This window comes from Tunturiibacter gelidiferens, from assembly GCF_013410115.1.
In the GTDB taxonomy this organism is placed as follows: Bacteria; Acidobacteriota; Terriglobia; order Terriglobales; family Acidobacteriaceae; genus Edaphobacter; species Edaphobacter gelidiferens.
This window is the reverse complement of the sequence record NZ_JACCCV010000001.1, coordinates 1,756,992-1,770,434: the sequence shown is the minus strand read 5'-3', so window position 1 is coordinate 1,770,434 and position 13,443 is coordinate 1,756,992. Positions and strand designations below refer to the sequence as shown.

The 13,443-nt window shown below is 60.2% G+C and carries 13 protein-coding genes; 7 read left to right on the top strand and 6 right to left on the bottom strand.

Annotated elements, in window-relative coordinates:
* Positions 1 to 91: 91 nt before the first annotated feature.
* A complete protein-coding gene (locus HDF12_RS07505; RefSeq protein ID WP_179581911.1) occupies positions 92 to 523 on the bottom strand; it encodes a hypothetical protein in 432 nt (143 codons plus the stop codon).
* A gap of 45 nt (positions 524 to 568) precedes the next feature.
* Positions 569 to 2,467, bottom strand: a complete 1,899-nt coding sequence (locus tag HDF12_RS07500; protein WP_179581910.1) for a M14 family metallopeptidase — start codon at positions 2,465 to 2,467, stop codon at positions 569 to 571.
* 114 nt (positions 2,468 to 2,581) lie between these two features.
* Here HDF12_RS07500 and HDF12_RS07495 point away from each other — a divergent pair, with 114 nt between their 5' ends.
* Positions 2,582 to 3,250, top strand: coding sequence for an O-methyltransferase (locus tag HDF12_RS07495; protein WP_179581909.1), 669 nt, complete (start codon positions 2,582 to 2,584; stop codon positions 3,248 to 3,250).
* A 150-nt stretch (positions 3,251 to 3,400) separates the two neighbouring features.
* Here the strand turns inward: HDF12_RS07495 and ispF are convergent, their stop codons facing one another.
* From ispF to HDF12_RS07480, 3 genes are all read right to left on the bottom strand, one after another.
* The gene (gene ispF, locus HDF12_RS07490; protein WP_179581908.1) at positions 3,401 to 4,018 is read right to left on the bottom strand and encodes a 2-C-methyl-D-erythritol 2,4-cyclodiphosphate synthase; all 618 of its coding nucleotides are present in this window, start codon (positions 4,016 to 4,018) and stop codon (positions 3,401 to 3,403) included.
* A gap of 61 nt (positions 4,019 to 4,079) precedes the next feature.
* The gene (ispD, locus tag HDF12_RS07485; protein ID WP_179583475.1) at positions 4,080 to 4,796 is read right to left on the bottom strand and encodes a 2-C-methyl-D-erythritol 4-phosphate cytidylyltransferase; all 717 of its coding nucleotides are present in this window, start codon (positions 4,794 to 4,796) and stop codon (positions 4,080 to 4,082) included.
* A gap of 29 nt (positions 4,797 to 4,825) precedes the next feature.
* Entirely contained in the window at positions 4,826 to 5,269 is a 444-nt protein-coding gene (locus HDF12_RS07480) for a GNAT family N-acetyltransferase (protein WP_257025407.1), read from the bottom strand.
* A 223-nt stretch (positions 5,270 to 5,492) separates the two neighbouring features.
* On the opposite strand from HDF12_RS07480, the gene tilS reads away from it, so the two are divergent.
* From tilS to holA, 5 genes are all read left to right on the top strand, one after another.
* Entirely contained in the window at positions 5,493 to 6,566 is a 1,074-nt protein-coding gene (tilS, locus tag HDF12_RS07475; protein WP_179581906.1) for a tRNA lysidine(34) synthetase TilS, read from the top strand.
* A gap of 607 nt (positions 6,567 to 7,173) precedes the next feature.
* Positions 7,174 to 9,093, top strand: coding sequence for an ATP-dependent zinc metalloprotease FtsH (gene ftsH, locus HDF12_RS07470; protein WP_179581905.1), 1,920 nt, complete (start codon positions 7,174 to 7,176; stop codon positions 9,091 to 9,093).
* 455 nt (positions 9,094 to 9,548) lie between these two features.
* Positions 9,549 to 9,908, top strand: a complete 360-nt coding sequence (locus tag HDF12_RS07465) for a DUF4260 domain-containing protein (protein ID WP_179581904.1) — start codon at positions 9,549 to 9,551, stop codon at positions 9,906 to 9,908.
* Positions 9,909 to 10,129: 221 nt separating this feature from the next.
* Positions 10,130 to 10,639: an LPS assembly lipoprotein LptE gene (gene lptE / locus HDF12_RS07460; protein WP_179581903.1), complete on the top strand. Its 510-nt coding sequence runs from the start codon at positions 10,130 to 10,132 to the stop codon at positions 10,637 to 10,639.
* Entirely contained in the window at positions 10,639 to 11,895 is a 1,257-nt protein-coding gene (holA, locus tag HDF12_RS07455) for a DNA polymerase III subunit delta (protein ID WP_179581902.1), read from the top strand. The genes lptE and holA overlap by 1 nt, the downstream gene beginning before the upstream one ends.
* Before the next feature lie 90 nt (positions 11,896 to 11,985).
* Here the strand turns inward: holA and HDF12_RS07450 are convergent, their stop codons facing one another.
* Positions 11,986 to 12,444, bottom strand: a complete 459-nt coding sequence (locus HDF12_RS07450; protein WP_179581901.1) for a DsrE family protein — start codon at positions 12,442 to 12,444, stop codon at positions 11,986 to 11,988.
* Positions 12,445 to 12,599: 155 nt separating this feature from the next.
* On the opposite strand from HDF12_RS07450, the gene sseA reads away from it, so the two are divergent.
* On the top strand, positions 12,600 to 13,439 hold the full coding sequence (gene sseA / locus HDF12_RS07445; RefSeq protein ID WP_179581900.1) for a 3-mercaptopyruvate sulfurtransferase: 840 nt from the start codon (positions 12,600 to 12,602) through the stop codon (positions 13,437 to 13,439).
* The last annotated feature ends 4 nt before the right edge of the window (positions 13,440 to 13,443 follow it).

Here is a 13,443-nt window from a genome sequence, read left to right as displayed (position 1 = left end):
ATCGCGACTAAACGTTTGCTGACATACGATATTTCACATCTATACGCGAACGTCCTTATCTTCTTCTCATAATGTTCAAAAACGCCACAATTCACCGCATCCTGTTCGCCGCGGTCAACGCCTGAATAGGAGTTCCCGCAGCGATCGTCGCCGCGGCCTCACTATCCGCCGACTTGCTCGCCGCAACAGCCGCAGTTTTGCGAAAGATCGTCGTCTCGGCCTCCGACTTGAACCACCGCGCCCCGCCGAAACCCACAAGAATCGCCGTACTCAACTCAGACAACCTCAACGTAACCGCAGGAGACGGCGCGAAATTCCCCGTAAGCGCCGAGGTCTGCGTCGCAAGCCACGCCCCAACCGCCGCAACGATGCCCACTATCACCACGCCGATGTAGCCCGGACGAAAGACACCTTCCTCTATCACCGGCAGGTGAAGTCCTGAGTCCCCGATGAACACATTGACGAAGCCGCCCAGCGCTCCGCACACAGCGACCGCCATAAGATCTACAACAAGATCGTGCATAGCTCACCTCTCTTCGGAAGCTCACCATCATAGAACATCGACCGACTACCGCCCCACCGGCACTCCTTCAACACTCAGCAAACGCCCCACCGGATACTGTCCCACCTGGTTAGCCGCAAACCATGGAGTCCGCTCATAGAAAAACTCCAGTCGGGCATATGGGTTCCCCACAAACACTGGATCACTCGCTACCTTCTTCTCGAACTCCGTCTTCAGCTTCGGGTCCTTCGCCATCATCTCGCGCGCCAGCGACTCCAGCACATAGGCCTCGCCATACTCCTTCTGCTCAAAGATCGAATCGAAGAACCCCCACTGCAACGCCGAGTCAGGCCCCGCCGGCTCCAGCCACTCCAGCGCAACCTTCGACAGCCGCTGATTCAGCCGCACCACCGCCGACCCCGCCGGAAACGTCCTCTTCTCCCGCACCAGCACGCAGCTCCCATACTTCCCCGGATCATGCATCGCCTCGCCGTTGAACGTCGGATGCCGTCCTTCAAACGGAGGCTCCTGCCACGCCATCCCAGCGCACTGATACGTCTCCACATCACCCGTCCACACCGCCGTCGTCCGCTCCATCTCCACCTGATGCGCCGCCAGCACATCAATCACCTTCACCCACTGCGCCGGAATAATATAAGCAGCCGGCACCCTCGTCTCCGCCTTCACTTTGAACCCAGTCTGAAACGGCAGCGAAACATTCCACGGCTCATGCGAATACTCCACACGCATCGCCCCCGAAACTGCACTCAACTCCCGCGTGTACTTGTACCCGCGAAACAGAAACGGCGTCGTATCCCCACTCCATTCCAGCCCCAGCGGATACACGACATTCCCGAGCGGGTGCGCGCCCAGCGCCTCTGCCTCCTTGTCGGCCGCCTCATTCAGCGCAACCACCTTGTCCGCATCGCGATTCATCAACTCCATCAATCCAGCCAGAATCTCGTAGTTCCCCGTAACCCGCGTCTTGTAGTCCTTCAACATATGCAGCTCAACCAGCATCCCCGGCCGGCCCTCAAGAATCACATACCCCGTCGAAAATCGTGGCGGATCATCATTGAACCCAAGCCCATCCGCCGGATCATTGTCGTTCACAAAATTGATATAGGTAGGCGAAGCCAGATGCCCATGCGAGTCTACATACTTCTCAAGCGTCGGCGTCGCCACCTCATCCACCCACTTCGCCGTTCCCCTCGGCACATTAGGCCCGTCATCAATCGTGAACGTCACGTCATACTGATAGTCCGCGCCATCGGTCACATGATCATCTACAAAAAAGTCCGGCAGCCAGTGATGGAACATCGTCATGAACGCACGCGCTTCGGGAGTATCCAGCTTCAGATAGTCACGATTCAAATTCAGGTTCGTCCCATTGCCCCGCCAACCCATCTCCGCAGGACCAGCCTGATTGATGCGGCTATAAGCGCTCCTCCGCTCATGCCCATCCGCATTGTAGATCGGAATAAACACAAACACCGCCCGCTCCAGCAAGTTCGCCTTCGTCTTCGAGATCACCATATCCCGCAGCAACGCAAGGCAGGCGTCCTTCCCATCCATCTCCCCCGCATGAATCGAGTTCTGCACCAGCACAATCGGCCGTTTCGCTTTATGTAACTCAGAAGGATCAAATACTCCATCCCGCGAAACCACCACCACATCCAACTCGCGCCCTTCGCCTGTCTTCCCAAACGCCTCAATCTTCACCTGCCCCGGCGCCGCACCCTGCACGCGATTCAGATAGGCCATCGTCTCCGCATAATCCGGAGTCGTCGCATAGCAACTCTTCTCCGCCGGAGTCATCCACGCCGCATCACCACTAGGGGTGCAAGCCACACTACCCGCTGCATGCGGCTGCAAACTTATATCAGCCACCGTCTGCCCCCGCGCCACTCCACCCAAAACCAAAGCCGCCACAAAAACCACGCCAACGCCGGAACCAATTCGCATCTCAAACTCCTCGCACGATCAACTCTCTACGAACACGCTAACATTCCTACGAATGCAAGCGACCCCGGCGCGCAATTTGCCCCGCCAGTCAAGCACCGTTATCCTCGTCACTATATGAATCAAGATCTCTGGACCTCAGTCGACCGCTTCCTCACCGACACTCTCGTTCATCCCGATCAAGCACTCGACGAAGCCGTTCGCGTCAACGCAGACGCAGGACTTCCCGCCATCGACGTAGCTCCCAACCAGGGCAAGTTTCTGCATCTGCTCGCCCGCATCCATAAAGCCAAGCGCATTCTGGAAGTCGGAACCCTCGGCGGATACAGCACCATCTGGCTGGCACGTGCTCTCCCGCCGGACGGCACACTGGTCACCCTCGAACTCAACCCCACCCACGCCGAAGTAGCCGCGGCAAACATCAAACGCGCGGGACTGTCCTCTCTGGTCGACCTCAGAGTCGGCAATGCGCTTGAATCTCTAGCCAACCTGCACGCCCAAAAAGTCGCGCCCTTCGACCTCATCTTCCTCGACGCGGACAAACCAAACAACCCTTCCTACCTGGAGTGGGCGATCAAACTCTCGCGCCCCGGCACGGTCATCATCGGAGACAACGTCATCCGCGACGGCGCCATCCTCGATCCGAACAGCTCCGACCCCGGCGTCTCAGGTACACGCACCTTCCTCGAGCGCCTCGGCAACCATCCCCGGCTCGATGCGACCGCACTCCAGACCGTCGGCAGCAAAGGCTACGACGGATTCGCCATCGCAATAGTCAGCGAATAGCCCGTCTGCTAGTTTAGAGAGAGATTAAACCGACCAACGGGAGGACCGCTACAGTTCCATTCACCTACACAAGGTATACAAGTCACGAAGTGACCGCGCCACGCGCAGTGGGCCCGTCCGGCAGGACGCTTTCTCCTCTCGATCAATCAGCTAAGTAAGATCATCCGTATCGAACGGAGTCACCTTTCGTCCCAACGCCGATACGTCGCGCGAATCCCCCACCAGCGTCTTCACCACTACATCAATCTCATCATCAACCTCAGCCGAGGCAACCATCGCGCCCACCGGCTCCGGAATCCCCAGGCTCTCCAGTAGCACCGTCACATGCGCCACTGCAACGTTGTCCTGATTCAAACCCTCCGGCGTCTTCGCCTTGATCCCCACCTCACCAGGCTTCACGCCCAGCAGCGCCGCTACGCTCTCCCGCAACTCCCCCGCAATCGGCACAATCTTCGGCTTCGCCATCACCAGCACCGTATCGATATTCACGATCTTGTACCCAGCCGTCGCCACCTCTTCCAACGCCGTCTGCAGAAACACGCTCGAAGCCGCACCCTTCCACCGAGGATCGCTCGGCGGAAAGAACGTCCCGATATCCCCCGCGCTCACCGCACCCAGCAGCGCATCCGTAATCGCATGCAGCAGCACATCGCCATCCGAGTGCCCAGCCAGCCCCTCAGGATGCTCAATCGCAAGTCCGCCAATCACCAGCGGCACACCTGCCGTGAAGGCATGCGAGTCAAATCCGTAACCAATCCTCATACCCATAAGCTATCTTCCCATGCTTCGATAAATCGCGGAGCGACCACGACCACCGTACAAAAATCCCTCAAACCTTTCCCTGCCCCAGATAAAACTCCGCCAGCTCAATATCCCCCGGCTGCGTAATCTTGAAGTTCCTCGCCAACCCCTGCACCACAGCCACCTCCACCCCGGCCCGCTCCAACAGACTAGCCTCATCGGTCCCCGAAAACCCATCCGCCTCAGCCTCGACAAACGCCGCCCTCAGCAACCCAAAGCGCGCACCCTGCGGCGTCTGCGCCTGCACAATCCTCTCTCTCGGAATCGTCGCCGTCACAATCGCCCCATCCGCCGTCCGCTCCACCTGCTTGATCGTATCCACCGCCGGCAACCCCACAATCGCCGCGCCATGCTTCACCACCGCATCGATCGTCCGCTCAATCGTCGCCGGATCAATCAGCGGCCTTACCGCATCATGCACCAACACCACATCGTCCGCATCGCACTCCAGCGCGGCCAGCGCATTCCCCACCGAGTGCTGCCGATCGTCTCCACCCTCCACCATATGCACCCGCGGCCCCAGCTTGTACTCCACCATCTGGGCCTCCATCCGCTCTCGCTCATGCGCCCGCACGGCCACGCAAACCGCATCCACCCGCGGCACCGCAAGAAACGCCCTCACCGACCGAATCAGCACCGGCACCCCGCCAACCGACAGAAACTGCTTCGGCGCCGCCGGCGACGCACCCCCCGCGGCCATCCGCGTCCCGATACCTGCTGCTGGAAGAATCACAAAGACTCTCATAACCTGCGAAGTATACAAGATGCGCGCACCTACTCCAGACGCAGCATCATCTCGGTCGATTGTTCAAACCCATTCCGCTCATAAATAGGCCTGCCAAACTTCGAAGCGTGCAGCGAAACCACCTTCACTCCCCGCCCCCGCGCCGCCTCCACCGAAATCTTCAGCAGTCGATAAGCCAGCCCATGCCCGCGAAACTTCGGATCGACATAGAAGTTCAGCAGATAAGCCCGCATCGGCTGCGCATCCATCCAGTGCGGAGGAAACTCCATCATCCACATACCCGCCCCAGCCACCACGCAGCCCTCTTCCTCCACCATCCACCCAACATAGCTGCCATCGTTCAACCGCGGCCGAACCCAGGCCACAAAGTTCTCCATCATCTCCTGCAGCCCCGCGTCCTCCGCCTGCCCCGCATCCACAAACATCTGCCGCCGCTGCCGCGCAATCAACTCCGCATCCTCAACCGTAGCCAATCTCGTCTCGAACATCAAAGCAGTATATAAAGACGCGGAGCAGCCACTTCGCAGCTCGTGTCCCTCATTGTGGGCAAGTAATAGAGAATATCAAGCCGACCAGCGGGAGGCCCATGCAGTTGGCCCAACCCAGACCGGTACACCCGCCACGAAGTGGCCGCGCCACGCGCAGTGGGCCCGTCCGGCAGGACACGATTCTTCCAGGCAACTAACATAGACACAAATGTCCCCCACCCTCCCCTTCGACCGCACACAATTCCAACCCGGCGATCGTCTCTGCGTAGCCCTCTCCGGCGGAGCAGACTCCGTAGCCCTCCTCCTGACGTTCCACGCACAACGCGAGTCCCTCGGCATCGGTCTCTCCGCCGTCCACGTCCACCACGGCCTTCGCGGCGAAGAGGCCGACGCCGACCAGCGCTTCGTCGAAGACCTCTGCATCGCCCACGACATCCCCCTCCACCTCCACCAAGCCAGCGTGCCACAACGCGTCTCCGAAACCCGAGCCTCCGGCAACGCCGAGACCATCGAAGAGGCCGCCCGCAACCTCCGCTACGAAATCTTCACTAACCTCCTCACCTCCGGCCACGCCGACACCGTCCTCACCGCCCACACCCTCGACGACCAGGCCGAGACCGTCCTCATGAAGCTTCTCCGCGGTGCCTGGACCGAAGGCCTCAGCGCCATCCACCCCACCATCACCCTCGCAAAAGGAAAGATCCTCCGCCCCTTCCTGCAAACCCGCCGCTCCGAAATCGAAGCCTATCTCACCCAACTCAACCAACCCTGGCGCAACGACTCCACCAACACCGACACCGCCTACACCCGCAACCGCATCCGCCGCGAGCTCCTCCCGCAGCTTCGCACCTACAACCCAAATCTCGACCAGACCCTTGCCAACATGGCCGAGCTGGCCCGCGAAGAAGAGACCCGCTGGCAGACCGAGCTCAACCGTCTCCTCCCCCAACTCCTCCTCCCCGGCAAACCAGTCCGAGGCGGAGGCCGCGCCGTCAGCACCACCCCCGGCCAATCCCATTCCGCCGTCTCCATCGAACTCGATCGCCTTCGCGCCATGGACCCCGCCCTCCGCCGCCGAGTCCTCCGCGCCGCCGCTCGCCAGCTAGGAGCCCGCCTCAGCTTCGACGAAACATCCCGCCTCCTCGCCCTCTGCGGCTTTCGCCCCTACCCGGCCATCGGAGCACCCACCGTAGCCGCCCGCACCGGCTCAACCCTCCACCTGCCCAGCGGCCTCCGCGCCGACCGCTCCCCCCGCGAACTGCGCCTCTATCGCGAGGTGTAGTCATCTCACCCCGAACAACGCCTCATCTCCACCCCGAACAACGCATCATCTCCACCCATAAAATGCGTCATCTCGACCGGAGCCGTGCGGTTCTATCGCACGGCGTAGTGGAGAGACCCCCGCATTTCGCCTTTGCCGTTGCCCGCCTTACATCTTCGCCGCTGTTTCTTTTACGTCGTCATCCTGACCCTGAGCGAAGTCGAAGGGGGATGGTCCTGTATTTCGTAGTTGCTCGTCTAACATTTCCATCACCCATAAAGGACAAACAAAACCCTATCCCCAAACCCGCCAAGCAGTTGCCCCCACCTCCGCCTTCGCCCAAACAAGCCATTTCAGGCACGAACACCCCCAAACCCCTTCAACCCCCATCCCCCTAAAGTCACATCAATATTTCCCGCTCCAAACCCACGAATCCTTCCACCAAGAGTAGAATCTAACTACTTGACCGAGGCAGGGCTTTTTGCTGACAATCAGGGTCACCAACAGCACAGAACCTTCCCTCACCGCCGTCGTCTAACCGTAGTACGTCTTCGCTTGCGAAGACTGGATCTGACTAGCGCCAGTCGATTTCGAGGCCGCTGCAGACTAGAAAAATGAGGAAATTCGATTGAACTCGACCGTCAAACAAATTCTGATCTGGGTCTTCATGATCACCTGCTTGGTCTTCCTCTGGCAGGTCGTCGTAAAAACGACTGGCGGAACTCAGGAGAAGAACATCAGCCTGACCCAGTTGCTCAACGACGCCGACCAAGGCAAGATCCAGGACGTCGTAGTCAACGGCGCTGAAGTCACCGGCCACTACCGCGACGACAAGAATCAGTTCCACACCACCATCCCGGGCAACTACCCCGACATGTACAAGACGCTCCGCGATCACGGCGTCAACATCACCATCAAGGACCAGAGCCCCAACCAGTGGCTCAGCCTGTTGATCTCGATCGCGCCGTTCGCCCTGCTCCTCGGCCTCTGGTTCTTCCTCCTCCGCCAGATGCAGTCCGGCGGAAACAAGGCCATGAGCTTCGGCAAGTCACGCGCCCGTCTGCTTTCCATGCAGCAGAAGAAGATCACCTTCAAGGACGTCGCCGGCGTCGATGAAGCCAAGGAAGAACTCAAAGAGATCATCGAGTTCCTCCGCGAAGCGCAGAAGTTCCAGCGTCTCGGTGGTCGCATCCCCAAGGGCGTTCTCCTCGTCGGGCCTCCGGGAACCGGCAAGACCCTCCTCGCCCGCGCAGTAGCGGGCGAAGCCAACGTTCCCTTCTTCTCTATCTCCGGTTCGGACTTCGTTGAGATGTTCGTAGGCGTCGGCGCATCCCGCGTCCGCGACCTCTTCGAGCAGGGCAAGAAGAACGCCCCCTGCATCATCTTCATCGACGAGATCGACGCAGTCGGTCGTCACCGCGGCGCAGGCCTCGGCGGCGGACACGATGAGCGTGAGCAGACCCTCAACCAGCTCCTCGTTGAGATGGACGGCTTCGAGTCCAACGACGGCGTCATTCTCGTCGCAGCGACCAACCGCCCCGACGTTCTCGATCCTGCTCTTCTCCGTCCAGGCCGCTTTGATCGTCGCGTCATCGTCGACCGTCCCGACATCCGTGGCCGCGAAGAAGTTCTCAAGGTCCACTCCAAGAAGGTCCCCATGGCCGAAGATGTGAACCTCAACATCCTCGCTCGCGGAACTCCGGGCTTCTCCGGCGCCGACCTCGCCAACATGGTGAACGAGGCCGCCCTCACCGCCGCCCGCTACAACCGAAAGTCAGTCCACATGTATGACTTCGAAGTTGCCAAGGACAAGGTCATGATGGGCGCCGAGCGCAAATCAATGCTCTTGACGGATGAAGAGAAGCGCGTTACCGCCTATCACGAGGCCGGTCACACCCTCGTCTCCGCCCTGCGCGAGCACTCTGATCCGCTCCACAAGGTCACCATCATCCCCCGCGGCATGGCTCTCGGCGTCACCGTCTACCTCCCCGAGGAAGACCAGCACACCGTCACCAAGGACTATCTCGAAACCCGCATGGCCACCCTCATGGGCGGACGCTGCGCCGAAGAGATCTTCCTCAAGCAGATGACCACAGGAGCAGGCAACGACATCGAGCGCGCCACAGAACTCGCCCGCAAGATGGTCTGCGAGTTCGGTATGTCCAAGATGGGTCCCATGACCTTCGGCAAGAAGGAAGAGCAGATCTTCCTCGGCCGCGAGATCGCCCAGCACCGCGACTTCTCCGACGACACCGCCAAGCAGATCGACGCCGAAGTCCGCTTCTTCGTCGACGCCGGCTACAAGTCTGCCTACACCATCCTCGAGTCCAACCAGGACATCATGCACCGCATGGCAGCCGCCCTGCTGGAGCGCGAGACCCTGGACGCCGCCGAGATCAAGCTGATCATCGAAGGCAAGGAGCTTCCCGCCGCTAAGTCCGCGCTCTCCGGCGTAGACCCAGGCAACGGCGGCGAGACCCAGAAGATCCTCAAACCAGAAGGCGGACGCAAGCCCGGCTTCGGCGAAGGCCAACCTTCCCCCGCGTAACATCTACCCCAGCATCAAAGAGAAGAGGCAGCCAAAGCGGCTGCCTCTTCTCTTTGCATCCGCAACAGCCACAATCGCAGTGCCGTTGCCTGTGCCGTTGCCTTTGCCTGTGCCTTTGCCGTTGCCTTTGCCGTTGCCTTTGCCTGTGCCTTTGCCTGTGCCGTTGCCGTTGCCGTTGTCTGTGCCGTTGCCGTTGTCGTTGTCCCTTGCCGTTGCAAGTTCTTGCCGTCATCCTGAGCGCAGTGAAGGATCCCGAAGAAGCCCACCAACAACAACCTTGCGGATCTTCCAACCAATACGCTTAGTCTTTGCCGTCTTGTTGTCATCCCGTAGGAGAGGCGCCGTTGCTGTTGCCTTTCTTGTTGTCATCCCCGAAGGGGATCTGCTGTTGCTTTTGTATTCCGCCTTACTTCCAATACCCCTGGCCATCCCTAAGAACAACGTATAAACATCACATGCTGAGCCGCCCATCCATCCTTCTCCGCATCGAAGAAGCCTTCCTTCTAGCCGCCGTCCTCTTCCTCTACCAACACCTGCACTACAGCTGGCTCCTGTTCGCCATCCTTTTCCTCGCTCCCGATCTCTTCATGCTCGGCTACCTCCTCACCCCCCGCATAGGCGCAACAACCTACAACCTCGTCCACACCCTCTGGCTCCCCATCGCCCTTCTCTTCGCAGGCTATCTCCTGCACTGGCCCTCGGCCCCTGCTATAGCCCTCATCTGGATCGCCCACATCGCCCTCGACCGCCTTCTCGGCTTCGGCCTCAAATATCCCACCTTCTTCAAAGACACCCACCTCCAGCACATCCCCTGAAAATAAAGTTCAAAATCGTGTCACATTTTTTACCCCTCAAAACTCACCATCCCCAACACCACGTTTACCACGCAATCCACCACGTTCTCACCACCAAAACACCACGTCCAAACGCCGCTTTTTTCAAAAACCCCCAATAAAAACAGGCTTTTCCCACCACACCACTTTTTTCTCTCAGAAAACCCCCGTCCATCCGCCAATGCGACAATAGAAACAGACGCATGCGACTCTTCACTCCTATCCTCCTCCTCACGCTCACCGGCTGCGGCTACCACCAGGCCGGCTCCGCGACCAACATCCCCGCCAGCGTCCGCACCCTCTCCGTCCCCGTCTTCGCCACCAACGCCCAGGCCTTCCACACCGAGATGGCCTTTACCCAGGCCACCATCCGCGAGCTCAACACCCGCACCAAATACCACATCCTCACCTCCGACTCAGACTCCGCCGACGCCACCCTCCACGGCACCATCCTCACCCAGACCGTCGCCCCCCTCACCTACGACGGCGCCACCGGCCAATCCTCCAGCTACCTCATCACCATCACCGCCAAAGTCCTCCTCACCGCCCACGACGGCCACACCCTATACCGCAACGACGCCTTCGTCTACCGCGAGCAGTACCAATCCACCCAGGACCTCTCTGGCTTCATCCAGGAAGATAACCACGCCGTCAACCGCGTCGCAAAAGACTTCGCCCAGGCCGTAGTAAGCGATATGCTGGAGTCGTTCTAATGGCCTCTCTCAAGTCCTTCGCCTCCGTCGACCGATTCATCGCAGAGATCGCCTCCCCAGCTACCCTCCGTCCCGCCTACGTCCTCCTCGGCGACGAGGTCTTCCTCTACGACCGCTGCCGCAAAGCCGTCCTCGCCACCCTCGCCCCCGAAGACACCCGCGACTTCTGCCTCCACGATCTCGACCTCGCCGAAACCAGCATCTTCGAAATTCTCGACCGCGCCCAGACCCCCTCCCTCATGGCGCCCTTCCAGGTCCTCTTCGTCCGCAACCTCAAAACCCTCTACAGCCGCGGCAGCAAAAAAGAAGAGTTCGCCGCCATCGACACCTATTTCCGCTCGCCCAACCCCTCAGCCCTCATCCTCTTCGTAGCCGACCACCTCCGCATTCCCACCGACCTCCGCAAGATGGACTACCAGGACAAGGAGCGCTTCGAGAAGATCCGCGAGACCCTCGGCGACTGGTGCGGCTTCGTAGAACTAGCCCGCGTAGACGAAAACGACGCCATCAAGTGGGTCACCACCACCGCCGAATCCCGCAACATAAAGTTCGACCCCGACGCCGCCCGCGAGCTAGTCGACTCCCTCGGCGCCGACATGATGCTCATCGCCAGCGAGTTCGAAAAGCTCCTCCTCTACGTCTCCGCCCCCGCCGCCCAGCCACTGGAAAGCGTCATCCCGACCGAAGCGCGCAGCGCGCAGTGGAGGGCCCCCCGCATCTCGTCCGAAGGGCACCCCATCTCCCAGGAAGCGACGCAGATCACCAAAAACCGCGTCACCCTCGGCGACGTCGAAACCATGGTCCTCGCCGCCAAGCAGCGCTCCCTCTACGAGCTCACCGACGCCATCTCCGCCAAGGACCGCCCCCGCGCCCTCCTCCTCCTCCACGGCCTCCTCAACGCCTCCGACGGTGGCGAAGACGCCGCCATCGGCCACCTCTATATGCTCGCCCGCACCTTCCGCCAGATGCTCATCATCTCCGAAAAAAACGTCGACCCCCGCGCCATCTGGCAAGTCTTATGGCAGGGCTTTCGCATGCCCCCCTTCGCCGCCGAAGACCTCATCAAGCAAGCCCGCCGCTACAAATCCCGCCGCGAACTCACCCGCGCCATCCGCCTCGTCGCCCGCGCCGACCTCGAACTCCGCAGCTCCCCCGCCAACAAACTCCTCGTCCTCGAGCGCCTCATCCTTGACCTCTCCACCGAACCCAAACCCACTCCCTACGACCCCACCCACCAATTCGCCATGGAACTCTAGGCTCTAGTGCCCCACAGTGTCAGATGCCCACATCTCGATTCTGAGATGTGGGCATCCGACCAAGGACGACCGCATTCCAACTCCGACACACTACTCCGTGATCACCCGATCCGCCCACTCAACCAGCGACACAAAGATCGTTGGGTTACCAAACTTCGCCCCATAGTTATTCAGATCCGCCTCAGTCACTCCTCTTGCACGGGAGCACGTCCCGCAAGCGTAGATCGGAATATGCTTCGCAGCAAGCTTATCCAGCGTCTCACCCACTGGCGGCCATCCGACTGGCGTAACGGCGTTGGCAAGCGTCCTTCGCATCAATCCAACTGCCTCCCCTAGCAGGAAAAACTGCACCTCGTGTCCAGCCTCCGCAAGCGCCAGCCCATGCAGAAAGGGAAACGCCGCTTTGGTGGGATCGTCGGAACCCCACGCGCTCTTCATCATGATCTTCAGCGTCTTATGCGAAGCTTGTCCCCTAAGAGAACCACCACCCAAAGCAAGAGGCAGAGCCGCCAATTGCGCAAATCGTGACAGGAAGAGTCGACGCACCATGAGTTTCTCCTTTGACGGAGAATCTTATGCCTAATCCTCGTCGACAGCATTAGCCAGGTGCCCATATCTCGATTCTCCAGATGGGTACATTGTCCAAAGGACGACCGCACTCCCCCTCCAGCCTCTCTCAGCCACGCACGCAGTAATCTAGTCACATGGACCCCCTAGTCACCCCAGCATGGCTGGCCGCCCGCCTCGAAAACCCCAACACCATCATCCTCGACGCCACCCTCCCTAACGTAGGCGTAACGCCAGCCATCGACACCCACGCCCGCTATCTTGCCAACCACATCCCGGGCGCCATCTTCTTCGACATCGAAGAGCTCTCCGACCACTCCACCCCGCTCCCCCACATGCTGCCCACAGCCGAAGCCTTCTCCCGCAGCATGTCCACCCTCGGTGTCGCCGATAACGCGACCATCGTCGTCTACGAACAAGAAGGCGTCTTCTCCGCCCCACGAGCCTGGTGGATGCTCCGCACCCTCGGCGCACAAAAGGTCTACCTCCTCGACGGCGGCCTCCGCGCCTGGACCGAAGCCAACCTGCCAACAGAATCTGGCCCCGTCCTCCGCGTACAATCCACCTTCCGCGCGAACCGCCACCATGAAGCCGTAAAAGACCTCACCCAACTCAAAGAAAAGATCACCGCCCGCCAACAAATCCTGGACGCCCGCTCCGCAGGCCGCTTCAACGGCACCGCACCCGAGCCACGTCCCGGTCTAAGCTCCGGCCACATGCCCGGAGCCATCAGCGTCCCCTTCACCGAACTCGTAGAAGACGGCCGCCTCAAACCCGCAGACAAACTTCAGCAACTCTTCGCCGCAAAAAAGATAGACCTGCACCAGCCCATCACCACCACCTGCGGCTCTGGAGTAACCGCTGCCGTCATCGCTCTCGGCCTCGAACTTGCCGGCGCAAAAGACGTAAGCCTCTACGACGGATCCTGGGCTGAGTACGCCCAACGGCCCGAATCCTTCATAGAAAAAACCATCTAACAAC

Coding starts and splice junctions, on each gene's coding strand:
- ispD (WP_179583475.1), bottom strand. CDS start 4,796: ATGAGAGTCTTTGTGATTCTTCCAGCAGCAGGTATCGGGACGCGGATG.
- HDF12_RS07465 (WP_179581904.1), top strand. CDS start 9,549: ATGCTGAGCCGCCCATCCATCCTTCTCCGCATCGAAGAAGCCTTCCTT.
- HDF12_RS07450 (WP_179581901.1), bottom strand. CDS start 12,444: ATGGTGCGTCGACTCTTCCTGTCACGATTTGCGCAATTGGCGGCTCTG.
- sseA (WP_179581900.1), top strand. CDS start 12,600: ATGGACCCCCTAGTCACCCCAGCATGGCTGGCCGCCCGCCTCGAAAAC.
- HDF12_RS07495 (WP_179581909.1), top strand. CDS start 2,582: ATGAATCAAGATCTCTGGACCTCAGTCGACCGCTTCCTCACCGACACT.
- HDF12_RS07500 (WP_179581910.1), bottom strand. CDS start 2,467: ATGCGAATTGGTTCCGGCGTTGGCGTGGTTTTTGTGGCGGCTTTGGTT.
- tilS (WP_179581906.1), top strand. CDS start 5,493: ATGTCCCCCACCCTCCCCTTCGACCGCACACAATTCCAACCCGGCGAT.
- holA (WP_179581902.1), top strand. CDS start 10,639: ATGGCCTCTCTCAAGTCCTTCGCCTCCGTCGACCGATTCATCGCAGAG.
- lptE (WP_179581903.1), top strand. CDS start 10,130: ATGCGACTCTTCACTCCTATCCTCCTCCTCACGCTCACCGGCTGCGGC.
- ispF (WP_179581908.1), bottom strand. CDS start 4,018: ATGGGTATGAGGATTGGTTACGGATTTGACTCGCATGCCTTCACGGCA.
- HDF12_RS07505 (WP_179581911.1), bottom strand. CDS start 523: ATGCACGATCTTGTTGTAGATCTTATGGCGGTCGCTGTGTGCGGAGCG.